Source organism: Isoptericola halotolerans (assembly GCF_045689585.1).
GTDB lineage: Bacteria > Actinomycetota > Actinomycetes > Actinomycetales > Cellulomonadaceae > Isoptericola > Isoptericola halotolerans_B.
In genome coordinates this window covers 1,292,005-1,314,552 of record NZ_CP140108.1, presented here as the reverse complement: position 1 = coordinate 1,314,552, position 22,548 = coordinate 1,292,005, and the positions used below count along the sequence as shown (strand labels likewise).

General features: G+C 72.0%; 23 protein-coding genes, 1 pseudogene and 1 riboswitch. Of the genes and pseudogenes, 7 read left to right on the top strand and 17 right to left on the bottom strand.

What is annotated here, in order from left to right; genetic code table 11:
- Positions 1-7 precede the first annotated feature (7 nt).
- Positions 8-529, top strand: a complete 522-nt coding sequence (locus UQW22_RS06210; protein WP_407320034.1) for an O-acetyl-ADP-ribose deacetylase — start codon at positions 8-10, stop codon at positions 527-529.
- Positions 530-646: 117 nt separating this feature from the next.
- A complete protein-coding gene (locus tag UQW22_RS06205; protein ID WP_407320033.1) occupies positions 647-1,846 on the top strand; it encodes a beta-ketoacyl-[acyl-carrier-protein] synthase family protein in 1,200 nt (399 codons plus the stop codon).
- Positions 1,847-1,964: 118 nt separating this feature from the next.
- Here UQW22_RS06205 and UQW22_RS06200 read toward each other — a convergent pair whose 3' ends face one another.
- The 4 genes from UQW22_RS06200 to UQW22_RS06185 all read right to left on the bottom strand — a co-directional run bounded on the left by UQW22_RS06200 (position 1,965) and on the right by UQW22_RS06185 (position 5,281).
- The gene (locus UQW22_RS06200) at positions 1,965-2,237 is read right to left on the bottom strand and encodes a carbohydrate-binding protein (protein ID WP_407320032.1); all 273 of its coding nucleotides are present in this window, start codon (positions 2,235-2,237) and stop codon (positions 1,965-1,967) included.
- A complete protein-coding gene (locus tag UQW22_RS06195; RefSeq protein ID WP_407320031.1) occupies positions 2,221-3,060 on the bottom strand; it encodes a carbohydrate ABC transporter permease in 840 nt (279 codons plus the stop codon). Before UQW22_RS06195 ends, UQW22_RS06200 begins: the two co-directional genes overlap by 17 nt.
- 67 nt (positions 3,061-3,127) lie before the next feature.
- Positions 3,128-4,078: an extracellular solute-binding protein gene (locus UQW22_RS06190; RefSeq protein ID WP_407320030.1), complete on the bottom strand. Its 951-nt coding sequence runs from the start codon at positions 4,076-4,078 to the stop codon at positions 3,128-3,130.
- A 180-nt stretch (positions 4,079-4,258) separates the two neighbouring features.
- Positions 4,259-5,281 carry a LacI family DNA-binding transcriptional regulator gene (locus UQW22_RS06185; protein ID WP_407320029.1) on the bottom strand — a complete coding sequence of 341 codons (1,023 nt, stop codon included), beginning with the start codon at positions 5,279-5,281 and terminating at the stop codon, positions 4,259-4,261.
- Between the two features lie 278 nt (positions 5,282-5,559).
- Between UQW22_RS06185 and UQW22_RS06180 the strand changes: the two genes are divergently transcribed.
- Positions 5,560-6,153: a DNA-3-methyladenine glycosylase I gene (locus tag UQW22_RS06180; RefSeq protein ID WP_407320028.1), complete on the top strand. Its 594-nt coding sequence runs from the start codon at positions 5,560-5,562 to the stop codon at positions 6,151-6,153.
- A gap of 5 nt (positions 6,154-6,158) precedes the next feature.
- On the opposite strand, the gene UQW22_RS06175 is transcribed toward UQW22_RS06180, so the two are convergent.
- The 4 genes from UQW22_RS06175 to UQW22_RS06160 all read right to left on the bottom strand — a co-directional run bounded on the left by UQW22_RS06175 (position 6,159) and on the right by UQW22_RS06160 (position 10,442).
- On the bottom strand, positions 6,159-6,596 hold the full coding sequence (locus UQW22_RS06175; RefSeq protein ID WP_407320027.1) for a D-alanyl-D-alanine carboxypeptidase family protein: 438 nt from the start codon (positions 6,594-6,596) through the stop codon (positions 6,159-6,161).
- Positions 6,597-6,650: 54 nt separating this feature from the next.
- On the bottom strand, positions 6,651-7,952 hold the full coding sequence (locus tag UQW22_RS06170) for an IS3 family transposase (RefSeq protein WP_407320733.1): 1,302 nt from the start codon (positions 7,950-7,952) through the stop codon (positions 6,651-6,653).
- A 98-nt stretch (positions 7,953-8,050) separates the two neighbouring features.
- Complete coding sequence (locus UQW22_RS06165) at positions 8,051-9,298, bottom strand: MFS transporter (protein ID WP_407320026.1); 1,248 nt, start codon at positions 9,296-9,298, stop codon at positions 8,051-8,053.
- A gap of 7 nt (positions 9,299-9,305) precedes the next feature.
- On the bottom strand, positions 9,306-10,442 hold the full coding sequence (locus tag UQW22_RS06160; protein WP_407320025.1) for a flavin-containing monooxygenase: 1,137 nt from the start codon (positions 10,440-10,442) through the stop codon (positions 9,306-9,308).
- Positions 10,443-10,458: 16 nt separating this feature from the next.
- Here UQW22_RS06160 and UQW22_RS06155 point away from each other — a divergent pair, with 16 nt between their 5' ends.
- Positions 10,459-10,863 (top strand): ArsR/SmtB family transcription factor, encoded by a 405-nt coding sequence (locus UQW22_RS06155; RefSeq protein WP_407320024.1) that lies wholly within the window; start codon positions 10,459-10,461, stop codon positions 10,861-10,863.
- 335 nt (positions 10,864-11,198) lie between these two features.
- A pseudogene (locus UQW22_RS06150) lies at positions 11,199-12,382 on the top strand (IS3 family transposase).
- 144 nt (positions 12,383-12,526) lie between these two features.
- Here the strand turns inward: UQW22_RS06150 and UQW22_RS06145 are convergent.
- Both UQW22_RS06145 and UQW22_RS06140 read right to left on the bottom strand, forming a co-directional pair.
- Entirely contained in the window at positions 12,527-12,976 is a 450-nt protein-coding gene (locus UQW22_RS06145) for a hypothetical protein (RefSeq protein ID WP_407320023.1), read from the bottom strand.
- Between the two features lie 29 nt (positions 12,977-13,005).
- The gene (locus tag UQW22_RS06140; protein ID WP_407320022.1) at positions 13,006-13,467 is read right to left on the bottom strand and encodes a hypothetical protein; all 462 of its coding nucleotides are present in this window, start codon (positions 13,465-13,467) and stop codon (positions 13,006-13,008) included.
- 53 nt (positions 13,468-13,520) lie between these two features.
- Between UQW22_RS06140 and UQW22_RS06135 the strand changes: the two genes are divergently transcribed.
- Both UQW22_RS06135 and UQW22_RS06130 read left to right on the top strand, forming a co-directional pair.
- A complete protein-coding gene (locus UQW22_RS06135) occupies positions 13,521-14,660 on the top strand; it encodes an App1 family protein (RefSeq protein WP_407320021.1) in 1,140 nt (379 codons plus the stop codon).
- Between the two features lie 115 nt (positions 14,661-14,775).
- Positions 14,776-15,255 (top strand): DUF4383 domain-containing protein, encoded by a 480-nt coding sequence (locus UQW22_RS06130; protein ID WP_407320020.1) that lies wholly within the window; start codon positions 14,776-14,778, stop codon positions 15,253-15,255.
- Positions 15,256-15,318: 63 nt separating this feature from the next.
- Here the strand turns inward: UQW22_RS06130 and UQW22_RS06125 are convergent, their stop codons facing one another.
- The 7 genes from UQW22_RS06125 to UQW22_RS06095 form a co-directional block, all read right to left on the bottom strand.
- Positions 15,319-16,377 carry a class I SAM-dependent methyltransferase gene (locus tag UQW22_RS06125; RefSeq protein WP_407320019.1) on the bottom strand — a complete coding sequence of 353 codons (1,059 nt, stop codon included), beginning with the start codon at positions 16,375-16,377 and terminating at the stop codon, positions 15,319-15,321.
- A gap of 77 nt (positions 16,378-16,454) precedes the next feature.
- Positions 16,455-17,015 (bottom strand): DUF488 family protein, encoded by a 561-nt coding sequence (locus UQW22_RS06120; protein WP_407320018.1) that lies wholly within the window; start codon positions 17,013-17,015, stop codon positions 16,455-16,457.
- Positions 17,016-17,052: 37 nt separating this feature from the next.
- The gene (locus UQW22_RS06115; RefSeq protein ID WP_407320017.1) at positions 17,053-18,150 is read right to left on the bottom strand and encodes a hypothetical protein; all 1,098 of its coding nucleotides are present in this window, start codon (positions 18,148-18,150) and stop codon (positions 17,053-17,055) included.
- A 75-nt stretch (positions 18,151-18,225) separates the two neighbouring features.
- Positions 18,226-18,921 carry a response regulator gene (locus UQW22_RS06110; protein WP_407320016.1) on the bottom strand — a complete coding sequence of 232 codons (696 nt, stop codon included), beginning with the start codon at positions 18,919-18,921 and terminating at the stop codon, positions 18,226-18,228.
- Positions 18,918-20,291: a sensor histidine kinase gene (locus UQW22_RS06105; RefSeq protein ID WP_407320015.1), complete on the bottom strand. Its 1,374-nt coding sequence runs from the start codon at positions 20,289-20,291 to the stop codon at positions 18,918-18,920. The genes UQW22_RS06110 and UQW22_RS06105 overlap by 4 nt, the downstream gene beginning before the upstream one ends.
- An 80-nt stretch (positions 20,292-20,371) precedes the next feature.
- Complete coding sequence (locus UQW22_RS06100; protein ID WP_407320014.1) at positions 20,372-21,019, bottom strand: lysophospholipid acyltransferase family protein; 648 nt, start codon at positions 21,017-21,019, stop codon at positions 20,372-20,374.
- 14 nt (positions 21,020-21,033) lie between these two features.
- A complete protein-coding gene (locus UQW22_RS06095; protein WP_407320013.1) occupies positions 21,034-22,284 on the bottom strand; it encodes an NYN domain-containing protein in 1,251 nt (416 codons plus the stop codon).
- A gap of 154 nt (positions 22,285-22,438) precedes the next feature.
- Positions 22,439-22,546: riboswitch (SAM riboswitch) on the top strand.
- Positions 22,547-22,548 lie beyond the last annotated feature (2 nt).

The following is a 22,548-nucleotide window of genomic DNA, read 5'->3' as shown; positions in this document are numbered from 1 at the left end:
AGCACCGATGGACATCGACCTCGAGCACGGCGACCTCACCGCCTCCACGACCGATGCGATCGTCAACGCCGCGAACTCCACGTTGCTCGGCGGCGGCGGGGTCGACGGCGCCATCCATGCCGCCGCCGGCCCCCGGCTGCTCGACGCCTGCCGCGAGCTGCGCCGGAGCACCCTGCCCGACGGCCTCGGGGTCGGTGACGCCGTCGTGACCCCGGGCTTCGACCTCCCGGCGGCGTGGGTCGTCCACACCGTCGGCCCGAACCGGCACCGGGGCGAGACCGACCCGGCGCTGCTGGCCTCGTGCTTCACGGCGTCGCTGGCGGCCGCGGCGGACGCGAAGGCACGCAGCGTCGCGTTCCCCGCGGTGAGCGCGGGGGCGTACGGCTGGGCCGTCGAGGACGTCGCCCGCGTGGCCGTCGACGCCGTCCGGACCTGGGACGCGGAGAACCCGGCCGCGGTCGACGAGGTCCGGTTCGTACTGTTCAGCGCTCCGGCGCTGGCGGCGTTCGAGGAGGGGTGCGGGCGCTGAACCCCACCCCGAGCAGGCCGTGGCCCGCCCGGGGCGCGCCGCTGTGGCGCCGTCCTGTTGCCCGTGAAAACATGCGCACCATCGCGCAGGGGGCACCTGACGAGAGATGGAGCACACGTGCGACGAGCAGTCATCACCGGGATCGGGGCGGTCTCGCCCCTCGGACTGACGGCAACCGAGACCTGGACGAGCATGCGCCGCGGGGTCGACGGGGTGACAGCACTCAAGGAACCCTGGGCGGAGGGGCTGCCCGTGCACGTCGCCGCCCGCGTCGACGACGCCTTCGCGGACGCCCTGACGGTGCGCGAGGTGCGCCGGATGGACCGCGTCGCCCAGCTGACCCTCGTCGCCGGCCGTGCGGCCTGGGCCGACGCCGGCAGCCCGGAGATCGAGCCCGAGCGCCTCGGCGTCGCCGTCGGGACCGCAAACGGTGGGTACGGCACCACGCTGGCCCAGCACGCGCTGCTCGACGAGCGCGGGCACCGGGCGGTGTCCCCGCACGCGGTGACCATGGTGATGGCGAACAGCCCGGCGGCCTGGCTGTCGATCGACCTCGCCGCGAAGGCGGGGGCGCGGGCACCGGTGACGGCGTGCGCTGCGGGCTCCGAGGCGATCGGGACGGGCCGGCAGGCGATCCTCGCCGGCGAGGCCGACATGTACGTGTGCGGCGGGGTGGAGGCGAGCGTCCTCGACCTGGTGGTCTCGGCGTTCTCGCGTGCCCGGGCGATGTCCACGCAGACCGACCCTGCGTCGGCGTCACGCCCCTTCGACGCCGAGCGGGACGGCTTCGTCATGGGCGAGGGCAGCGCGATGGTCGTCCTGGAGGAGGAGTCGCACGCCCGCGCCCGCGGAGCACGGATCCTCGGGGCGGTCGAGGGCTTCTCCCTCACCTCCGACGCGCACGACATCGTCGGTGGCGAGCCCCGGAACCAGGCCCGCACCATCGAGCTGGCGCTGCGCTCGGCCGGGCTGACGCCGTCGGACGTCGGGCTGGTGCACGCCCACGCGACCTCGACGCCGGCCGGCGACCTCAACGAGGTGCGGGCGTTGCGCTCGGTGGGGGTGGGCGCCCCGGTGACGGCGACGAAGGCCTCGACCGGGCACCTGCTCGGCGGGTCCGGCCCGCTCGGGGCGCTGGCGGCGCTGGGGGCCATGCGCGACGGCGTCGTGCCGCCGACGCTGCACACCTCCACGCTGGACCCGGAGGCGGACCTGGACGTCGTCACCGAGGCGCGGACGACGACGGCGGAGGTCGCCCTGGTCGACGCGTTCGGGTTCGGGGGGCACTCAGCCGCGCTGGTGCTGACCCGCTCCTGAGCTCCCCGGAACCCCCGTGCCGCTGTGGGTATGAGATCTCCGAAGAACTCGCGTCGAGATCCGGAGATTTCATACCCACAGCGGCACGGGTGGCGGTTCAGGGGTTCCGCCAGGGCGGTCAGCCGGTGGTCAGCTCCCACGGACCCCACGCCGAGGCACCCGGCTCCTGGTTCCGCGTCCACCACTGGGCGGTGTACGTCTCGCCGTCGTGCTCCACGACGTCACCCGCGACGAAGATCCGCGACTCGGTCCACACCGCGGTGCCGTCGTCCGTCGAGGCGATCTCCTGCCACGACCCCCACGGCGACGACCCCGGCTCGGCGTCCCGCGTCCACCACGTCGCCTCGAACACCGCACCCTCGTGCATCACCCGGTCACCCGCGGTGTACACCGTCGAGGCGTCCCACACCGGGTGCTCCGGCGCGACCTCGACCGGTGCCGCGAGCGGCGAGACGGTGATCCGGTCGACGATCGGCGCCCACTGCGAGCGCAGCAGGTAGTCGGCCGGCCAGGTCTCGGAGGCAGAGGTCTCGCCGTCCCAGTTCGGCACCTCCTCGGCACGCAGGGCGATCGTGTTCTCGCCCCGAGTACAGGATCACGAGGTTGAACGGGATGCCCAGCCAGATGTTCGCGATCGTCACCGACAGCAGCGCCGTGTCGGGGGAGGTGAGCCAGTTGATCTGCTCGCCGCCGAACGCGGTGATCACCGAGTTGACGATGCCGTTCTCGCTGTTGAGCATCCAGGCCCAGGTCGAGGCCGACACGATCAGCGGAAGCAGCCACGGGACCAGGAACATCGCGCGCAGGGTGCTGGACAGCCGGAAGCTCGACCGGAAGAACACGGCCAGCGCGAGGCCGATCGTGAACTGGAAGGCGATCGACCCGAACATGAACACGAAGGTGTTCCGCAGGGCCGTGGGGAACGTCGAGGAGCTGAAGACGTCGACGTAGTTCTGCAGCCCGACGAACTCGGCGTCGCCCTGCACGAACGCACGGATCGTGTAGTCGTGCACGGACAGGTCGATGTTGCGCCACAACGGGTAGGCGTAGAAGAGCACGAGGTACACCAGGAGCGGTGCGGCGAAGCCCACCGCGGCCCACTGGCTCGAGCTCAGCGTCCGTCGGCGCCGGCCGCCGGGCGGCGCGGCGGGCGTGGTGCCCGCCGCGCCGCGCGGCGCTCCGCGCGACCCGACGTCTGCCGGGGTGCTGGTCATGAGAGGTCCTTCTCGACGGTCGCGCTCAGGACGAGCGCGGGTGGTGTGGCTGAGGGGCGGGGGCCCGTCAGCTCGTGGCGGCCTCGGCCTCGGACTGCGCGGTCTCGAGCGCCTCCTGCGGGGTGGCCGCACCGGACAGCGCGTTCTGCACGGCGGTCCACAGCGCCTCGGAGATCAGCGGGTAGTCGGTCCCGAGACCGTCGCTGGTGCGGCCCTCGGCGCTCTGCACGGCCTCGACCCAGGGGGTGAGATCGGGGTCCCCAGCACTCTCCGTGAGCAGCTGCTCCTGGCCCTCCGCCGTCGGCGGGATGTAGTACGCGAAGGTGTTCGCCGTCTCGACGAAGCCCTCCGGCGTCGTCATGCACTCGACGACCTGGCGGGTCACGTCGTAGCGAGCCGTGTCCTCCTGGACGGGCGCGACGATGAACTCGCCGCCGGTCGGCGCGGGGGCCACGCCACCGTCCTTGCCCGGGAGCTGGACGAGGCCGGTCTCGAACTCGGCCTCGGCCGCGCTGTTGACCTGCCAGGTGCCGTTCTCCGCGAAGGCGAAGTCACCGGTGAGGACCTCCTCCCACACCGTGTTCTGCGAGTTGTTGATGACGGTGTTGGGCGCGTAGCCCTCGTCCAGCCAGCCCTTCCACAGCTCGAGGGCCTCGACGGCCTCCGGGGAGGACAGGTCGGTGAGGTCGGCGCCGGAGCCCCAGAACCACGGGAGGAACTGGAACGAGCCCTCCTCGGTGCCGATGCCCGCGAAGGTGATGCCCTCGTGGCCGGCGTCGGTGACCTGCGCGAGCGCGGCGGTCAGCGAGTCCCAGTCGGTGATCGACGCCGGGTCGACGCCGGCGTCCTCGAGGACCTCGGCGTTGTAGTACAGCGAGAGCGTGTTGGCGCCGATGGGGATGCCGTACGCGCTGCCGTCCACGACGCCTGCGTCGAGCAGGTTCTGGTCGATCGCGGAGGTGTCCAGGCCGAACTCCTCGACCGTGGTCAGCATGCCGGTGTCAGCGAGCGTGGACACCGGACCCGTCGTCGGACGAGCAGGCGCCGAGGACTCCGACGAGGGCGAGGGCCGCTGTGGCCGAGAGGGCGGTGCGGCGGCGGGTGACGGGAATCATGTGTTCCTCCTTGAACGGAAAGGCGCGTCGAATCGGTTCGATGATGGGCGGCGAGAGAGCCACCCGGAAGGTGGTGCAGAGAATCAGTCCCCTCGCGGGGGTGCTGTGCTCCCCCGGTCGACCAGCTCGGGCGAGACGAACCGGACGACGTGCGGTTCGTCGGGGCCCGCCTGCCCCTCGATGCGCCGGACCAGCTCACGCACGGCCATGCGGCCGAGCCGGTCGGGCGCGCTCTCGATCGAGGAGTACGGCAGGGAGAACGTGCGGGCGAACTCGTCCGAGTAGCGCCCGACGACGGACAGGTCGGCCGGCGCCGTGAGCGTGCGCTCGTGGAGAACGGTCGGCAGCGCGGCGGCGGCGGCCTCGTTGTTGACGAGCAGCCCGGTGGCGTGGGGGTAGGCGTCCAGCAGACCGTGCAGGTCGCGACCGACCTCCGGCTGGTGCGCCGAGCCGAACTCGGCGTGCAGGGTGATGCCCCGCGTGCGCGCCGCCTCGACCGCGGCGTTCTGCAGGCGCCACACGTAGGCACCGCCCCGCTCGACGACGCGCTCGGGCTGCGAGACGAGCAGCAGCTCGCGGTGCCCGAGCCGGTGCAGGTGGTCCACCATGAGTCGGCCCGCGTCCTCGAAGTCGAGGTCGAAGACGTCGACGCCGGTGCAGTCGGCGGGCAGACCGACGAGCGCGCCGGGCTGGGGCGCCTCGCGCAGGATCGGCAGGCGGTCGTCGTGCTCGGCGACGTTGAGCAGCACGATCCCGTCGACCATCCGGGAGTTCGTCATCCGCCGCAGGGCGCTGCGGCCGTCGGCCTCCGTGGACAGCAGGATGTCGTAGCCGAGCTCGCGGGCCGTGTTCGAGACGCCGAGCATGTACTGCAGCATCGCGGGGGCGAACTCGTCCTCGAGGAACTGGGCGAGCAGCCCGACGACTCGGGTCTGGGAGGTGGCGAGGGCACGGGCACCGGCGTTCGGCGTGTACCCGAGGTCGCGGACGGCGGCCTCGACCCGGCGACGGACGTCGGCCGAGATGGTGCGCTTGCCGGACAGCGCGTACGACGCCGTGCTGCGCGAGACTCCCGCCACACGAGCGACGTCCCCGATGGTGGCCACCGTGCCTCCTCGACCTCGTCGTCTGAACTCTTATACGCGAACCGGTTCGACGGTACATCGCCCCACCTCGGTCACGCAAGGGTGAGGATATGGCTTGTTCCCGCCAGCAATTATTCTCTGTCATCGAACCGATTCGCGCCTCCTGTCCCGCTGTGGGTGGACGACACGCCGCTGGGTCGGTAGGCCCGGCGGCGTGTCGTCCACCCACAGCGGGAGGGTCGTTGTCGGCCTGTGGACAACCGGCGCCGCGTGTCGGTCCCCTCCGTCAGGCTGTGGGGATGACCCAGGAGACGACGACGGCCCCCGGCGCCCGATGCTTCGGCGACGGCGTTCCGCTCTACGCCGAGTACCACGACGCCGAGTGGGGACGTCCCGTGCACGGCGAGGCGGAGCTGCTCGAACGGATCGCCCTCGAGGGGTTCCAGTCCGGCCTGTCGTGGCTGACGATCCTGCGCAAGCGTGACGCGTTCCGCGAGGTCTTCGCAGGGTTCGACCCGGAGCGCGTGGCCGCCATGACGCCCGACGACGTCGAGCGGCTGCTGGGCGACGCCCGGATCGTGCGCAACCGCGCCAAGATCGAGGCCACGATCGCGAACGGGCGCGCGGTCCTGGCGCTGCACGAGTCCGGACGCACCCTCGACGAGCTCTTCTGGTCCTTCGCCCCTCCGCCCCGCGCCGAGCGGATCGCCACCTGGCAGGACGCCCCCGCCGCCACGGACGAGTCGAAGGCGCTCGCCAAGGCGCTCAAGTCAGAGGGCTTCCGGTTCTTCGGCCCGACGACGGCGTACGCGGCCATGCAGGCGTGCGGACTGGTGGACGACCACCTCGCCACGTGCCCGTCCGTCGCGGGGAGGTCACCGGCCGGCTACTGACGGCGTCACCGCTGCCACCGCGGATCGTGCGCCGCGTCCGGGTAGGGCGTCGGGCAGCCGTCCTCGGGGGCGTCGGGACGAAGCTCGAAGTGCCACGACTCGTTGCCATAGGTCTGGCACAGGCCGTAGGCGTCGCCATGCCGGGAGAGCCAGTCGATGGCGTCGTCGGGCGTGATGTCGACCGCTTCGCCGATGACGTGCGTCGACGTCTCCGCCGTCGCCACCCACCGGGCGGCCTCCTCCGCGGAGCCGTGCTCGTCGACCGCCTGCTCGCGCAGGTGGTTCTGGTAGGCGGTGGAGCGCCTTCCGATGCTGATCCAGAGGGTGTACTCGTCGTCCGCGGCGTCGGCCGTGGCCTGCCGGAGGGCGGAGAGAAGGTCAGCATCGAGACGGGCGACCCCGGGGAGGTCCTCGTCGAAGGCGGTTGCGCCAGACGGCAGCACGCCGTCCGCCGCGTCCGGCTCAGTGAATCGCCCTGGGTCTGATGGAGGCTCTGGTCATTTGATTCCGACCAGGGCTTCGTGGCCCTGCTGCTTAGCGTAGAACTTCCCTTCGAACTCGACGGGTGGCAGGTCGCCGAGGTAGCCGTGCGGCCGTCGGTGGTTGTGCCAGTGGACCCGCCCCAGCGTCGCGAGCTCGACGTCCTCCACGGTCCGCCAGGGCCCGGACCTAGCAGGCCCGCGGATGAGCTCGGCCTTGTAGTAGCCGTTCACGGTCTCGGCCAGCGCGTTACCGTACGAGTCGCCGACGGTCCCGATCAATGGCGTCGCACCGATCTCGGCGAGCCGCTCGCCGTAGCGCAGGCTCGTGAACTGGGCTCCGGCGTCCGAGTGACACCGCAGCCCGGTCAGGCGGGTGCCACGAGACCAGCGGGCCATCTCGATCGCGTCCAGGACCATCTCGGTGCGCATGTGCCCGGCAACGCGCCAGCCGACGATCGTCCGCGAGAACGCGTCGATGATGAAGCACACGTAGGACATGCCGGCGAACGTGGGCACGTAGGTCAGGTCCGTGACCCACAGCTGGTTCGGGGCCGTCGCGGTGAAGTCCCGCCTGACGAGGTCCGGGTGTCGCGCCGAGGCCGGGTCCGGGCGAGTGGTGCGCACCCGCTTCGTCCTGACCGCACCCTGGATCCCGAGGCCGCGCATGAGGCGGGCGACCTGGTCACGACCGACGTCATGCCCGGCCCTGCGTGCCGCCTTCCACAGCTTCCTCGCCCCGTAGACCCGGTAGTTGTCGTCCCACAGGGTGCGTAGCACCGGGCCCAGCTCGGCGTCCCGGACCGCACGCGCCGAGGGCGGGCGAGCCTTGGCGGCGTAGTAGGTGCTCACAGCCACCTTCACCCCTGCTGCGCTCAGCACGGTGCAGATGGACTCGACTGTGAGACGCACGCCGTCGATGACGTCGCCGCGGTTGGCGTCGATGAACGCCACTACCTCCTGTGCTGGCGGTCGAGCTCCGCCCCGAAGAAACTTGCGCCCACCGCTTGAATCCGCCATCTCGTTCGCCCGCCGCAGCTCCCGGTTCTCCGGCTCGAGCTCCCGGATCCGCCGCGCCTCCGCAGTGGTCATCCCGGGCGCGTGACCGACATCGATCTCGGCCTGCTTGACCCACTGGCGCACCGACTCCACCCCGTAGCCCAGCTGCGTCGCGACCCGCTGCACCGTGCCGTGCTCGGTCCCCGGCTCCGCCCGCAGGGTCCGCACCATCCGCACCGCGGCGGCCTTCTCCTCATCCGAGTACCGCCGCGTCTGCGGCTTGCCCGGCGTCTGCTCCTTCGGCCTGGCTCCATCCTCGATTCCAAGGTCACGAGCCTCCAACAAACCCAGGGCGATTCACTCTGCGGCTGGGCCATGCCCTCCCGGCACATCGAGGGTTCGTACACCAGGGTCAGGCGTCAACGACCATGGCTCGTGATCGGCGTCCCACGTCCCGTGAGCGGGGTGAGGAGGGCGGCGGTGAGCATCAGTCCGGCGAGGAGCCCGAAGGTGCTGGTGTAGCCGCCGAGCCATCTGGCGAGGAGGGCACCGGCCGCGGGTGCGACAGCGAGGGCAAGGGTGGCCGGAGCGCTGATGACTCCGTAGAGCAGACCAAACCCCCTGATACCCCAGCGGTCCGAGACCGCGGTGGCTTCGAGCAGGGTGAAGGCGCCCCGAGCGGCACCGAGCACGATGGTGGCGGCGAAGATTGCAACGACCGGTGCGGCGACGGCGCTGGTCACGGCGATGGCGAGCGCGCCGAGGGCGAGGATGAGCACGGTGCGCCAGACGACGCTGGTGTGCTTGTGCAGGGTGCCGTAGCCGATGCGGCCGAGCAGCTGCCCCGCCCCGCACAAGCCGAGGGCCCAGGCGGCAGTGGTGGTGTCCATGCCGCGGCCGGTCAGCAGTGGTACGAGGAAGAAGGTGGCGGCGAAAAGCGCGAATGTCGCCAGAGCCAGCACGGCGGCGAGCGCGATGAACGAGCTCGAGCGCAGCACGGATCTCGTCGTCGGTGAGGTCGGCGTGGCACTCTTGGCTGCGGCTCGGTCCCGTCGTGCGCGCTCGGACGGCCAGGGGAGGTTGAGGCCGATGGCGTGTGCGGGAATGGTGACGGCGCACATGACGGCCCCGAGAACGAAATAGGTGTCGCGCCAGGTCAAGTGCTCGGCTAGAACGGCGGTGAGCGGCGCGAAGATGGTGCTGGCCAGTCCGGCGACGAGGGTCAACGTGGTGAGGGCCTGAACTCGTCGGTCGCCGTACCAGGCGGTGAGCGCGGCGAAGGCGGGCTTGTAGAAGACGCATGCCTGGGCGACCCCGGCGAGCGCCCACGCAGCAAAGAACCACAGCGGGGTCGGAGCCAGTGCGATGGCGGCGACCGAGGCGGCCGCGAGGACCGAACCGACGGTCATGACCAGGCGCGGGCCGCGGCGGTCGAGCAGCCGCCCAGCCGGTACACCGGCAAGGGCCGACACAGCCAGGCCGGTCGAGAACGCGCCGGTGACTGTCGTGGCGGACCAGCCTGTGTCGGCGGTGATGGCGGTGTTGAGGACAGGGAAGGCATAGAAGAGCACGCCCCAGCTCATGATCTGCGTGGCGCACAGGGTGATCAGCGCGGCCCGCGGAGAGCGGTCGCGCCGATCACCCTGGCCGACGGCGTTCGAGCCCACCTGGTGCCTACACGAGGCCGGTGTGGAAGCCTGCAGCGTAGGCGGCCAGTGGCGCCATGATGTGACCGGCATCGGCGCCGACGCCGCGCAGAGTGTTGGAAGCGAAGGAGCGCTGGAACTCGAGGCCGACATAGGCCAGGCCGGGGCGGGTGGTGGAGATGCCTCCAGTGTGCCGGGGCGCGCCCGTCTCGTCGAGGGCACCGAGCCCGGAGAGGTAGCCGAGGTTCGGGCGGTAGCCGGTGGCGAGCAGGACCGTGTCAACCCTCTCGCGGGTGCCGTCGGCCCACAGGACGCCGTGCGCGTCGAATCCGGTGAACAGAGGGCGGCGATCCAGCACGCCGGCGTCAAAACTCTTGCGGTAGCCGCCGATGTCGAGGACGAGGCCACCCGTGATGAACGGGGCGAACCACTCCACCGGGAGATGATCGAATCCGGCGGTGAGGAAGTGGTGGAGGTCGCGACCGTCGCGGCGCTGGTCGACCAGGTTGATCGGCTGGCGCGTGGCGAGGGTGACCGTGGCGACCTGGGCGAGTTCGTGGCCGACCTGGACCGCCGAGTTGCCACCACCGACGACGATCACGCGCTGACCCACGTACGGTTCCGGGTTGCGGTAGTCGGCCACGTGCAGCACGTTCCCGGTGAATTCGTTCCGGCCAGGCAAGGTCGGCAGATGCGGGGTGCCGAACGATCCGCTGGCAGCGACCACGCCGACCGCCTCGATCGCCTCGCCGGTCGCGGTGTGGACGACGTACCCGTGCTCTGCAGGCTCGACATCGGCGACACGGGTGTTGGTGCGGACCTCGACGTCGATGCTTGCAGAGAACCCCTCAATATAGTCGGCGATGACGTCGCGTCCGGGATAGTCGTCGGGGTCGGCCTCGATGGGACGGTGGCCAGGGATGGCGCTGAAGCGGGCCGGGGAGAACAGGCGGAGGCTGTCGTAGTAGTTCGGCCACGAGCCGGTCGCACGGGGACCGGCTTCCAGGACGAGCGGGGTCAGTCCGGCGTCGCGTGCGGCGCGCGCGGCGGTGAGGCCGGACTGTCCGGCACCGATGATCACGAGCGGTCGATGTATGAAGGCCATGGCGGCGATCGTATCGTAACAACGCGAAATGACGAACTGATGGCGGGTTGGCGGATCCACGGTGCATCCTTGAGGCATGACTTCAGCGACCGGGCCGCTCGATGCAGAGGTGCAGGCCTTTCTCAAGGCGCTGGCCAGCCAGAAGCGCCAGGACATCATGTTCCTGTTCCAGGGCGACACAGAGCTGACCGTCGGACAGGTCGCCGAGCGCCTCGACCTGGCACAGTCGGCGACATCGGCACATCTGGCGACGCTGCGCGACGCCGGCATCCTCGTCTCGCGCCGGGAGTGGAAGACGGTGTACTACCTCGCCAACCCGAACGGGATCTTGCGCGGCATCGACGGGCTCCGCGACTACCTCATGGCCTGCTGTCCCCCCAAGCGAGCACCGGAGGGCGCCTGCACGTCCACCTCAACCCCAAGACGTGCCTCGGAAGCGGCATGTGAGCTGCAGTTTCGGCCGGGCGACATGATCGACTGAGCGCCGGCATCAGAGGCCTGCCCGGTCGCCAGGCGTTCCGGGGACATCACCGTCGGCCGATCGCCCACTCGTCCGCGCGAGTGGGCAGCCGCCAGGCCCTCGCGGGTGCGTTCGCCGACCTGGTCGGCATCCATCTGGTCGCGTGCCGCGAACATGTGCATGACGTCGTCGACCTCGGCCAGAAGCGCGAGGACCGGTCGGTCGCCTCGCCGGCCCTACGCCACCTCGACGCGCAGTGTTGCGCCCCGGGTCTGATGGAGGCTCTGGTGTGTCCCGCGTTCCGTGGAGGCGGATTACTGGATTCTTGTGCCACCTGACCCTGGAGGAGGGGCCTCGTGGGACGTCGTGGGTATCCGCCGGAGTTCCGGCGCAAGGTGTTGGACCTGCTCGAGTCGGGCCGCAAGGTCGCGGACGTGGCGCGAGATCGGGAGATCAGCGATCAGCGATCAGCGATCAGCGATCAGCGATCAGCGATCAGACGATCTACTCCTGGCGGCGCCAGGACCGCATCGACAAGGGCCTGGAACCGGGCCTGACCAGTGGGGAGAAGGCCGAGCTGACCGCCGCGAAGAAGCGGATCGCCGAACTGGAGACCGAACTGGCGATCCATCGGCGTGCGAGCGAGCTGCTGGGGAAGGTGGTGCCCCCAAACGGCGGTTCGAAGCGATCGCGGTGATGGCCGGTGAAGGGCTGCCGGTCCAGCCCGCGGTGCGGGCCCTCGGCTGCTCGGAGTCGGGCTACTACGCCTCGCTGGTGCGGGCACCCTCGGCCCGCCGGGTGCGGCACGCGCTGCTGACCGAGACCATCCGCACCATCCACACCGCCTCCCGAGGCGTCTATGGCGCCCGGCGGGTTCATGCCGAGCTGACCAAGGGCCACGGCGTCCAGGTCTGGCACCCCGCCGTGGAGATGCTCATGGCCCGTGCCGGCCTCAAGGGCATGGGCGGGCGCCCGAAGTGGCGTCGAGCCCGCCCGGACCTGATCTCCACCGATCTCGTCGACCGGCAGTTCGCCCGCGAGAGGGTCGACGAGCTGTGGGTCACCGACGCCCGCCGTGCACCCGACCAGGGAGGGCAAGGTGTACTGCACCGTCGTGCTCGATGTGTGCTCGCGGCGAGTGGTCGGGTGGTCGATCGACTCCTCACCGACAGCCGCCCTGGTCACCAACGCACTCGGCATGGCGATCGAGAACCGCCGGCCACCGGCCGGGACGATCATTCACTCCGACCACGGCGTTCAATTCGGCTCCTGGGCCTTCACCACCCGGGCCAAGGAGTCCGGCCTGGTGCCGTCGATGGGATCGATCGGCGACTGCTACGACAATGCCGTCATCGAGAGCTTCTGGTCGCGCATGCAGGTCGAGCTCTTGGATCGACGTCGCTGGCGCACCCGCCTGGAGCTCGCCAACGCGATCCTCGAGTACCTCGAGATCTTCCACAACCGCCAGCGCCGGCACTCCGCCCTCGGCTGGCTGACACCCGTAGAGTTCGAGAACGCAGCAACGATCACCGTGGCCTAGATTCCAGCAATCTGACTCCACGGAAGCCGGGGCACACCAGTTCCGCGCCCTGGCCACCCGATACACCAAACGCGCCGCCTACTACCGCTCCGAACTCACCATCGCCGCGATCCTTCTCTGGCTCCGCGATTCACCGGACACGCCCTAGCCGCCGACGTCTCCGGGCGCCACCTCGTGACCGGCACGACCGTGCGTGCGGCGCTCCTGCTTCATGCGCGCCTCGGCCAGGTGCCGCACGCCACCGGCCAGCTCGTCCCGCGCCGCCCGCTCGTGCTCGCGGAACGCGTGCCAGTACCCGTCGTCGTAGTCCTCGACGATCTGGAAGGTCCACCTGCCGGCGATGACGTTGCGCCCGACGAGGTCCTCGGTGATCCGGCGGGCGACGTCGTCGTGGCCGGCCTCGCGCAGCTTGTCCACGGCGTCCCCGAGGGCGAGGTCGGCCTCGCCCGTGAGCTGGTGGAACGTGTAGAGGTGGCCGCGAGCGCGCTCCACGGTCTCGAGCGCCTCGCTCAGCATGCCGAGGGCCTCGACGGTCGCGTCCGAGACGCCGGCGGGTGTCCGGTGGTCGCCGTCCGGCAGGTCGATGTCGCTCATCGCTGCATGCTAGGCAGCCCGCGCGCCGCTCACCCGTCGGAGCGGTCGTCCGCACGCCCGGCGCGACGCAGCGCCGACCAGGCACCCGTCGACCACAGCGCGGCGGCGATCAGCACCGCCTGGAACGGCAGGCGCGCCAGCCGCTTGGCGTCGGTGTCGAGGCCGAACCCGTCCTTGCTCTCGAGCCACTGCGCCACGTTGCCGGGGAAGATCACCACGAAGAACGCGGCCGCGACCAGACCGACGGCCACCTTCCACCGCGAGAGCACCACCAGCGACCCGCCGATCGCGATCTCGACCACGCCGGACGCGAGCACGGTGACGTCCTCGTCGACCGGGAACCAGCCCGGCACCTGGGCCTGGAACTCGTCGCGCGCCACGGTGAGGTGCGAGACGCCCGCGCCCACGAGCATCAGGCCGAGCACGATCCGGGCCAGCGTGCGCGGCAGCGACGTGCGGGGCGACGGCCGTGTGAGCACGGAGAGGTCCATGCGAGTGATCGTCGCACCGTGCGCCCGTGCCCGCTACCTGGTCTGATGTCCGCATGATGACCGAGACCCCGCACCCGTCGCAGCGCCCGCACCTGGCGGCGGTGGTCGAGGACCGCTTCTACGAGGCGGCGGGCTGGCTGCTGCGCCGCGTCGGCTGGCGGCCTCGGATCGAGACGTACTCGGGGTACGGGTCCCCGCGCAGGGTGCGGGTCCTCGCGAGGGTGCTGCTGGCACCGCCCGGCCGTGTCGCCGCGGACAACGCCTACCGCGCCGGGCGCCGAGGGTTTCGGCACTACCTGACGGTGCCTGCGCCGCACCGGCGGGTCCTGGTCCGGGTCGGAGGCGTCCACCAGGTCGTGCGCAGCGACCGGGCGGGCTATGTCGACGTCCAGGTGGACCTGCCGGCCGCCCTGCCGCTGCCGCCGGGCTGGCAGCGCGCCCGGCTGAGCGACGCCGGGGCACCGTCGGACTCGGGGCGCGCGGCCGAGCCGACGGACCCTCCGGCGCTGGAGCACACCGCCGACGCCCCGCTGCTGATCGTCGGCGACGAGACCCGGTTCGGCGTGGTGAGCGACATCGACGACACGACGATGATCACGTCGGTGCCACGCCCGCTGCTCGCGGCGTGGAACACGTTCGTCCGCCACTCCAGCAAGCGGCGGGCCGTGCCGGGGATGCCCGCGCTCTACCGACGGCTCCGAGTGGCCCACCCGGAGAGCCCGTTCGTCTACCTCTCGACGGGTGCGTGGAACACGGCGGCCACGCTGCGGGCCTTCCTCGCCCGGAACGCCTACCCCCCGGGCCCGTTGCTCCTCACCGACTGGGGTCCCACGATGACCGGGTGGTTCCGCAGCGGTCAGACGCACAAGAACGCCAGCCTCGACCTGCTCATGTCCTGGTTCCCGGACGTGCGCTGGCTGCTGGTGGGCGACGACGGTCAGCACGACACCGGCATCTACGCGCGCACCGTCGAACGACGTCCGAGCCAGGTCGCGGCGGTCGCCATCCGCCGCCTCAACCCTGCCGAGCATGTCCTCGCGGGCAACCCGCCGGACGGCGGAGCGGCGGCCGGGCCCGAGGAGTCGGAGCTCGAGGGCTGCGGCGAACGAGCCGCCGTGCCCACCGTCACCGGGGCCGACGGCTCGGAGCTGGCCCGCCGGTTGGCGGAGGTCCCCGGCCTGCTCGGCCCCTGATCTGGCGGGGGCGAGCGAGCCCGGATGCGAAGGGGCCGTCCTGGACGGAACCTGGGAGTACACGTCAAGGAGCGACGTGCTGGTCACCCGAGCATCCTGCGATCAGGAGGACACCATGACCGCCGTACCTGCCGGAAACTCCACCGCGCACCGCGACCGCCCCGCACGGGGCGTGCACCAGTACCTCGCGCTCGTCATCGGCATCGTCTACCTGCTCGTCGGAGCGGTCGGATTCGCGATCACGGGGTTCGACGGCTGGACGGTGCACGACCACTCGCAGACCCTGCTCGTCTTCGCGATCAACCCGCTGCACAACGTGGTGCACCTGCTCATCGGACTGCTCGGCGTGCTGCTGTGGAGCCGCCCGGCAAGCGCCAGGACGTATGGCTGGATCCTTGCGATCGGCTACGGTGCGGCCTTCGTCTACGGCCTGATCGTGGTGAACGACCCCGACACGAACATCCTGAACATCAACGCCGCGGACAACGTCCTGCACGCCGGGAGCACCGTGGCGGGCCTGGCGATCGCCCTGTGGCCTGCGCCTCGCGACCGCGCGACGGCGACCACGGCCACCACCCGTCCGGACGCGCGGTAGGGGCGCTCCCTACCGACGCCCCCGACCCGCCGCCGAGGGCGGTCGCGAGCACTTCGCGCTGCCTCAGCGCAGCTCGTAGAACCGCCAGAAGCCGAAGTCCTGGATCGGCAGCTCGTCGACGCTCGTGAACCCGGCATCGCGGGCGAACCGCTCCACGACGTCACGCCGGATCACCGTCCCGGTGCCCACGCTGCCGGGATGGCTGAGGCTGTCCGGGAGGCAGCACAGCGTGCTGAACCCGTACAGCGCCCGCTGGACGAGGTCGGCGGGCGCGGTGAGCACGTCGTCGGCAGCCTCGTCCATGACGACGACCGTCCCACCGTCGGCCAGCGACCTCCGCACCGCGGCGAGCACCTCAACGGGGTACGGCATGTCGTGCAGGCACTCGAAGAGGAACACGACGTCGTACGGGCCGCCCCCGATGTCCTCGCCGGCGCTGTGCACCATCTCGACGTTCTGGACCCCCGCCTCGGCCGCACGAGCGCGGGCACGCTCCACCGACGGCGCGTCGATGTCGACGCCCACCACCCTCGCGTCGGGATAGGCACGAGCCAGGGCGATCGTCGACCACCCGTACCCGCACCCGACGTCCGCCACCGCCACGCCGGGGCGGCTGAGCGTCCCGTGCAGGTGCGGCACGGCGGCGAGCTCACCGGGAAGCACCTGCTCGAACCACGGCCGGTTCATGTCGGCCTGTCCGCCGCGCGCATCGTCGCCGAGCTGCTCCCACGAGACGCCGCCACCGTCGCGGTACGCCGCGGCCAGCGCGGGAAGCTGGATCGCCGACGCCGACACGAGCCGGACGAAGGGCGCCAGGAAGTCGGTGGAGCGCGGGTCGGTGAAGACCGCGGCGCCCTCGGCGTCGAGCCTGAACCGCCGTGCGTCGTCGTCCGCGCCGGCGTCGATCGTCAGGAAGCCGGCGGCGGCCTGCTGCTCGCACCACTCCCGGGCGTAGCGGGCGTCGCTGCGCGTCCGCCGGGCGAGCTCGGCCGGCGTGAGCGGACCGGCGGCGGCCAGCTCCCCGTACCAGCCGAGGCGGTCGCCGAGATAGATCGACAGGCCCTCCATCATCGCGACCCCGGTCTCGAACACACGGTCCGCCAGGGGTGGTGTGGTCTCCATCTCTCGATGGTGCCCCGGCACGGGCGGAGCTGACCGGGACCAGCGGGTGAAATCGGCTGTCCGCGCGTTCTCACCCGTCAGGCCGGGTAGGTCACCACACCACCCGGGCCCACCGACGGCGTCGCGCCCCAGCGCCCCAGCTCGTGCGGCTGCGGGCGGCCGCCGTTCAGGAGGTGCACCACCCGCCAGCCGCGCGCCGTCAACGTGTTGGCGACGAGCAGGCGGTGGCAGCGCCAGGGCATCGGCTCGCCGCACAGGACGGCGACGCGGCTCTCACGGGCCAGGGCGGCGAGACGGGCCAGGCCGGACTCGTACTCCGGCGTCAGGGTGTGGTCGGCGTAGTTCTTGAAGCTGGTGTTCTGCCACCCGGCGTTGAGCTCCGGGTCGACGTCCCGCTGCTTCGGCCGGCGGCCGGCGAGCTCGGTGAGGTGCTGGTACCCGATGTCGGCGTCCGCGAGCCAGTCGGTCATCTCCTCGGCGTCGAACTGCGGGCTGCGGCGCGACCCGGGCATCCGGCGCACGTCGGCCACCAGCTCCACGCCGGCGCTCCCCAGGGTCTCGAGGAACTCCTCGCGCGGGCAGGTCCAGTGCCCGACCGTCCAGATCTCGCCCGACGCGTCCAACGGCGACCTCCTCATGCTGCGGCCACCTCATCGTAGGTCGGCGCCGGGCCGTTCAGCCCCGCCCGCACGCCGGGCAGGGACCACGACGACGCAGCCAGTAGGCGTAGGCCGCCGCTCCGAGCGCGAGCGACCACACCGGCCACAGGAACGCCGGCCCGGCGGCGCCCCACGTCTCGGCGTCCAGGCCCAGCAACCCCTCGGACAGACCGAGGACGATCATCGAGATCCCGGCGGGCAGCACGGCCACGGCCACGACGGTCGCGGGGACGACGGCGAGTCCCACGGGGACCTGCGTCCCGGCGAGGCCGAGAATCCAGCGCGGGAAGACGTCACCCCACCGCTGGTAGAGGCCGAGGGTGAGCACCGCGCCGAGGAGGGCGAACGTGCCGAGGCCGATCGGGCCGAGGAGGTCCACCTCGCGCATCGACTCGACGGACTCCCGGGAGAAGCCCAGCGGGATGCCGAGCGCCCATGCGATGCGGGTCAGGCCGTAGAAGGCCGGGATCGCCGCGGCCACGAGCGCCGCGATCTTGCCCCAGCGCGCCGCAGCGTCGGGCGTCGTCCAGGCCGGGTCGGCGCCGTCGTGCCGGCGGCCACAGCGTTCGCACGCCCACCGGCTGCGGCGGGCGGAGCGCACCGCCGCGACGGCGAGGAGCACCGCGCCGCACAGCACGGCCGTCTGGAGCAGGAAGTCCGGTGCCACGTAGTGGTCGAGGGAGGCGCGCACCTCGGCGTTGAACAGCGACATCACAAGGATCGCGGGCAGGTAGCCGAGCCCGGCCAGGACGGTGGCGTCGACCAGCAGGACGGCGCATAGCAGCACGACGACGGTGCCGACGGCGACGACGACGCGTGGTCCGCGCGCGGCGGACCGGCCCCAGCGCATCCAGGCGGCGAGCGCGGAACCGACGGCCGCGAACGCTGCGACGCCGGTGGTCAGCGTCTCGACCGGGACGTCCCGGAGCAGGCCGTGGTCGAGCGCCTCGGGGGCCACCACGGCCGAGCCCACGGCCCGGAGGTGGAGGAGCGCGAGGAGGAGACCGGCCGCCCACCAGACGACGGCGCGGGTCTCGGCGCGGCGGGGTGCCCGGTCGCCACGCGACGTCCGGCCGGCCGGTGGTGACGAGTGCGGAGCTTCGTGTGTGGTCATGCCACGAGCCTCGCTGCCCGCGACGGCGGCCGGATCCCCCGCCGCGACCAGGTCCCTCACCCGTGCGGGGGAACGTCAGCCGGTGCGCACGAACCCCGACGTGTAGGCGCGCACCACGGCCTGCGTCCGATCGCGCACGCCGAGCTTGCCCAGCACGTTGCCCACGTGCGTCCGCACCGTCTCGACGCCGAGGTACAGCTCCGCGGCGATCTCCGCGTTGGACATCCCGTCCGCCATGAGGCGCAGCACCTCGCCCTCGCGCTCGGTGAGCCGCGCGGAGGCCAGGGCGTCGCCCGACGGCGGACGGCCGGCGGCGAGCCGGCGCACCGCGTCCGGGAACAGCAGCGAGTCGCCCCGTGCGGCGAGCCGCACGGCCTGCGCGATCTCCTCCGGCCAGGCCCGTTTGAGCAGGAACCCCTGGGCGCCGGCCTGCAGGGCGTCGAGCACGTGGTCGTCGTTCTCGAACGTCGTCAGCACGAGCACGCGCGGCGCCGGCGCCGGACGTGACGGGTCGAGCAGGGCGCGGGTGGCGGCGATACCGTCCACGCGCGGCATCCGCACGTCCATCAGCACCACGTCCGGTCGGGTGTCGGCGACGAGCTGCAGCACGCCCGACCCGTCCTCGGCCTCGCCGACCACGGACAGCCCGGGCTCGGCGTCGAGCACCACGCGCAGCCCGGCCCGCACGAGGGGCTCGTCGTCGACGATCGCGACACGGACGCGACCGTCGTCGGGCACAGCGTCGAGCACCGCGTCGTCGGGAAGGTTCACGCGCCCGATCCTCGCGCACCCAGCGGGAGCCCCGCCCGCACGACCCACCGGTGCGCACCGTCGGGTCCTGCCGACAGCTCGCCGTCGAGGAGCCGCACCCGGTCGGCCATGCCGGTCAGACCGTGCCCGCCCGCGGGCCGGTCGGGCTGCAGGTCCGGCGCCGGGGCGCTCCCGTCGGCCGCGGACCCGGTGCGCAGCGGGTTGCCGACGGCGATCTCCAGCACGTGCCCGGGCACCGTCAGGTGCACGTCCACCGCAGCGCCGGGCGCGTGCCGGACGGCGTTGGTGAGCGCCTCCTGCACGATGCGGTAGGCCTCGCGGGACACGGCCGACGGGACGACCGACCGGAGCGCGTCCGGGTCGGTCGACAGGGTGACCTCCGTGCCCGCGTGCCGTGCGTCCGTCACCAGGTCGGCCACGTGGCGCAGGTCTCTGACGGGACCGGCGGGAGCAGCCGGTGTCGACGGTGCTGTCGTCGGCCCGCCCGCGGCCGGGCGGGTCGGCGCTCCGGACGCCGCACGCAGCAGGCCGAGCACGTGGTCGAGGTCGGCCATCGCCGCGCGCCCGGTCTCCTCCACGGCGGCGAGCGCACGCCGGGCCGCCGCGGGGTCGGTGTCCACCTGACGCGCGGCCGCGGCTGCCTGCAGCGTGGTGATCGTCAGCGCGTGCCCCACCGAGTCGTGCAGCTCGCGGGCGAGCCTGCCACGCTCCGCGGCCCGGCGGGCGTCGGCCTCGAGCTCGGCGATGCGAGCCGACTGGTCCGGGCCGAGCAGCGGGACGGCAGCCTGTCGCAGCACCCGGCGGGCGAGCGCCACCAGGTACGGCAGGGCGATCAGCAGGACGACCGCGAGGGCCAGCCAGGCCACCGGGCTGTCGCCGAACGGCGCCACGCCGCGCGGGAACGAGCGGTCCTCCCCGGCCGCGGACAGCACGAGCTGGGTGGCCACCGGGACGGCGACGAGGAGCCCCACGGTGACGGCGGCGCCGAGCGCCAGGTGCAGGGTGAACCAGGCGGCTCCCCGCCACCGCGTCGCGGCGCTCGGCGTGCCGGACGGTTCCGGCAGGTCGCGCGGGTCCACGTCGAGGAACGTGCGCACGGCCAGCACCTGCAGCGTGCGCACCGTCGCGAGGAACGGCGGCGCTCCGACGATCGCGAGGGTCACGAGCGCCAGCACCACCACTGCCGCGCGGGGGACGTCCGTAGAGGCGAACATCTGCATGAACCCGGCCACCAGCGTCAGGTACGCCCCGGCGAGGACACCACCGATGACGAGGTAGATCCCGGCACGCACGGTGGACCCGGCCACGAGCGGTCCGACGGCGCGCCGCACGCCGGGGTGCCGCCGTCGGCCCGTCGCTGTCCCCACCATGCCCGCCAGTCTGCCGAGCGGACGGCCGCCGCGCTTCCCCCGCCCGGGGGAAACCGCCGCTCGCCAGGTCCGGCGTGCCGTCAGGCGGCGAGCTCCTGGCCGCTCATGCGATGGATCGAGGTCATGACCTCGTCGGTGAGCCGGCGCCGCGCCTGGGCGGGCCGGGTCCCCGCCTCGATCTGCCGGGAGGGGTCGATGGGCGGGCCGAAGTCGACGCGGATGCCGCGCGCCGGGCGAGGCAGCCGCTTGCCGACGGGCTGGACCTTGTCCGTCCCCCGCAGCGCGACGGGTACGACGGGTGCTGTCCCGGCCAGCGCGAGCCACGCGACCCCGGTGTGCCCCTTCTGCAGACGTCCGTCTCGCGACCGGGTGCCCTCCGGGTAGATGCCGAACGCGTCGCCGCGCTGCAGCACGTGCAGGGCGTCCTCGAGGGAGCGCTGGCCGGCCCGCGGGTCGTCGCGGTCGACGGGGATGTGCCCCATGGTGGTGAAGAACCAGCGCGACACCCGCCCCTTGAGGCCGCGGCCGGTCCAGTACTCCGCCTTGGCGATGAAGGTGACGTGCCGCGGCACCACGAGCGGCAGGATGATCGAGTCGATGAACGACAGGTGGTTGCTCGCGATGATGACCGGACCGCGCCGGGGGACGTTGTGCAGGCCGCTGACCTGGGGACGCAGGAACACGTAGACCAGGAGCGACAGCACGAGCTTGAGGATGCGGTACGTCACCGGCTCATCATCCCTCAGGCGAGGGTGACGAGGTAGTCCTCGGCGTCGTCGTCCCAGGCGAGGCTGACGGCGTCGGCTGCCGCCGCGGCCTTGCAGAACTGCAGGAACCCGCCGTACCCGAGGGCCTTCTCCGAGAAGTCGGGGCGGCGCTTGCGCACGTGGTTCTTCAGACCGGACAGCGCGGCGGTACCGCCGGCCTCCTGGACCACGGCGCGCAGCAGGTCGAACGCCTTGGCGCTGTCGGGCTGCTCGGGGAGCTCGACGACGGGGTCGCCGGACGAGGGGCCCTCGGTGAGCACGACGACGTCCCGGTCGGCGAGATAGCGCAGGAACTCCCCGAAGGTGCGGAAGCCGTAGTCGGACTCGCTGAACGTGGGCTCCTTGCGCACGAGGGTGCGCTTGAGCTGGGAGGCCGTCACCGAGCCGGACGCCGACCCCTGCAGGCCGGCGAGGGTCTGGGCGACCTTGACCTCCATGGTGGGCGGCTCGCCGACGGGCGCGTCGTCGTCCTCGTCGTTCGCCGGCTCGGGCGCGCGGTCGGGCACGTCGACCGGTTCGGGCAGCGTGATCTCGGGCTTCTTGCGTCGCGTCCTGCCGCCCGACGACGGCGCGGCGGGGACAGCGTCGTCGGCGGGGGCGGCGTCGTCGGCCGGTGCGCTGTCGGTGACCGGGGCGGCCTTGGCCCGGCTGGCGCTGGTGCCCGCGGTCCGAGTGCCTGCGGACCGGCCGGAACCACCGGAGCGCTTCGAGGAGCTCTTCTTCGGCCGTGCCTCGCTCTCGTCGGGCACCTCGACGCCTTCGAGCCGGTCGTAGAAGAGGAACTCGTCGCAGGCGGACGGCAGCAGGCGGGAGGTGGACTTCTCGACCCCGACGCCGATGACGCGCTTGTCGAGCTCGCGCAGCTTGTGCACGAGCGGGGAGAAGTCCGAATCGCCTGTACACATGACGAAGGTCGAGATGTACTCACGCTCGAACGCCATCTCGATGGCGTCGACCACCATCTTGATGTCGGCGGCGTTCTTGCGGGACGCCCCCATGCGCTGCGGCATCTCGATGAGCTCGACCTGGTGACGGGTCAGCATCCGGCGGTCCTCGTCGAAGTACGACCAGTCCGCGTACGCGCGCCGCGTCACCACCCGGCCGCGCACCGCGAGGGCGTCCGCGATCGGCTGGAAGTCGAACTGCATCCCGCCCAGGTGCTCCCGGGCGCCGAGCGCGAGGTTCTCGTAGTCGAGGAAGACGGCAAGGCGCTCTTCGGTGTCCATGCCCGCCAGCCTACGTCCCGCACTGCCGAACGTCCGGGTCGAGGGCAGTACGGCGCCCAGGACGTGCCGAACCCGAACGTTCGGCGCCTGGCGGTCGATCTCACCATCCGGTCGCGCTTGTCCACAGGATGAACCGTGCGTAGAGTCGACGCCGAAGCCATCCAGAGCGGCCGAGAGTCCTGGCTCGACGACGCCGCAGCAACCCGTTCTCCGACGGAAGCCTCCCGAGGACGAAGGTGCTCAACTCCAGGCCCGATGGAGTGA

What these genes read in the sequence shown, in the direction of transcription:
- UQW22_RS06210 (WP_407320034.1), top strand. Translation starts at nt 8, where the DNA reads ATGGACATCGACCTCGAGCACGGCGACCTCACCGCCTCCACGACCGAT.
- UQW22_RS06195 (WP_407320031.1), bottom strand. Translation starts at nt 3,060, where the DNA reads ATGACCAGCACCCCGGCAGACGTCGGGTCGCGCGGAGCGCCGCGCGGC.
- UQW22_RS06180 (WP_407320028.1), top strand. Translation starts at nt 5,560, where the DNA reads ATGACCCAGGAGACGACGACGGCCCCCGGCGCCCGATGCTTCGGCGAC.
- UQW22_RS06155 (WP_407320024.1), top strand. Translation starts at nt 10,459, where the DNA reads ATGACTTCAGCGACCGGGCCGCTCGATGCAGAGGTGCAGGCCTTTCTC.
- UQW22_RS06145 (WP_407320023.1), bottom strand. Translation starts at nt 12,976, where the DNA reads ATGAGCGACATCGACCTGCCGGACGGCGACCACCGGACACCCGCCGGC.
- UQW22_RS06140 (WP_407320022.1), bottom strand. Translation starts at nt 13,467, where the DNA reads ATGGACCTCTCCGTGCTCACACGGCCGTCGCCCCGCACGTCGCTGCCG.
- UQW22_RS06135 (WP_407320021.1), top strand. Translation starts at nt 13,521, where the DNA reads ATGATGACCGAGACCCCGCACCCGTCGCAGCGCCCGCACCTGGCGGCG.
- UQW22_RS06130 (WP_407320020.1), top strand. Translation starts at nt 14,776, where the DNA reads ATGACCGCCGTACCTGCCGGAAACTCCACCGCGCACCGCGACCGCCCC.
- UQW22_RS06125 (WP_407320019.1), bottom strand. Translation starts at nt 16,377, where the DNA reads ATGGAGACCACACCACCCCTGGCGGACCGTGTGTTCGAGACCGGGGTC.
- UQW22_RS06120 (WP_407320018.1), bottom strand. Translation starts at nt 17,015, where the DNA reads ATGAGGAGGTCGCCGTTGGACGCGTCGGGCGAGATCTGGACGGTCGGG.
- UQW22_RS06115 (WP_407320017.1), bottom strand. Translation starts at nt 18,150, where the DNA reads ATGACCACACACGAAGCTCCGCACTCGTCACCACCGGCCGGCCGGACG.
- UQW22_RS06105 (WP_407320015.1), bottom strand. Translation starts at nt 20,291, where the DNA reads ATGGTGGGGACAGCGACGGGCCGACGGCGGCACCCCGGCGTGCGGCGC.
- UQW22_RS06095 (WP_407320013.1), bottom strand. Translation starts at nt 22,284, where the DNA reads ATGGACACCGAAGAGCGCCTTGCCGTCTTCCTCGACTACGAGAACCTC.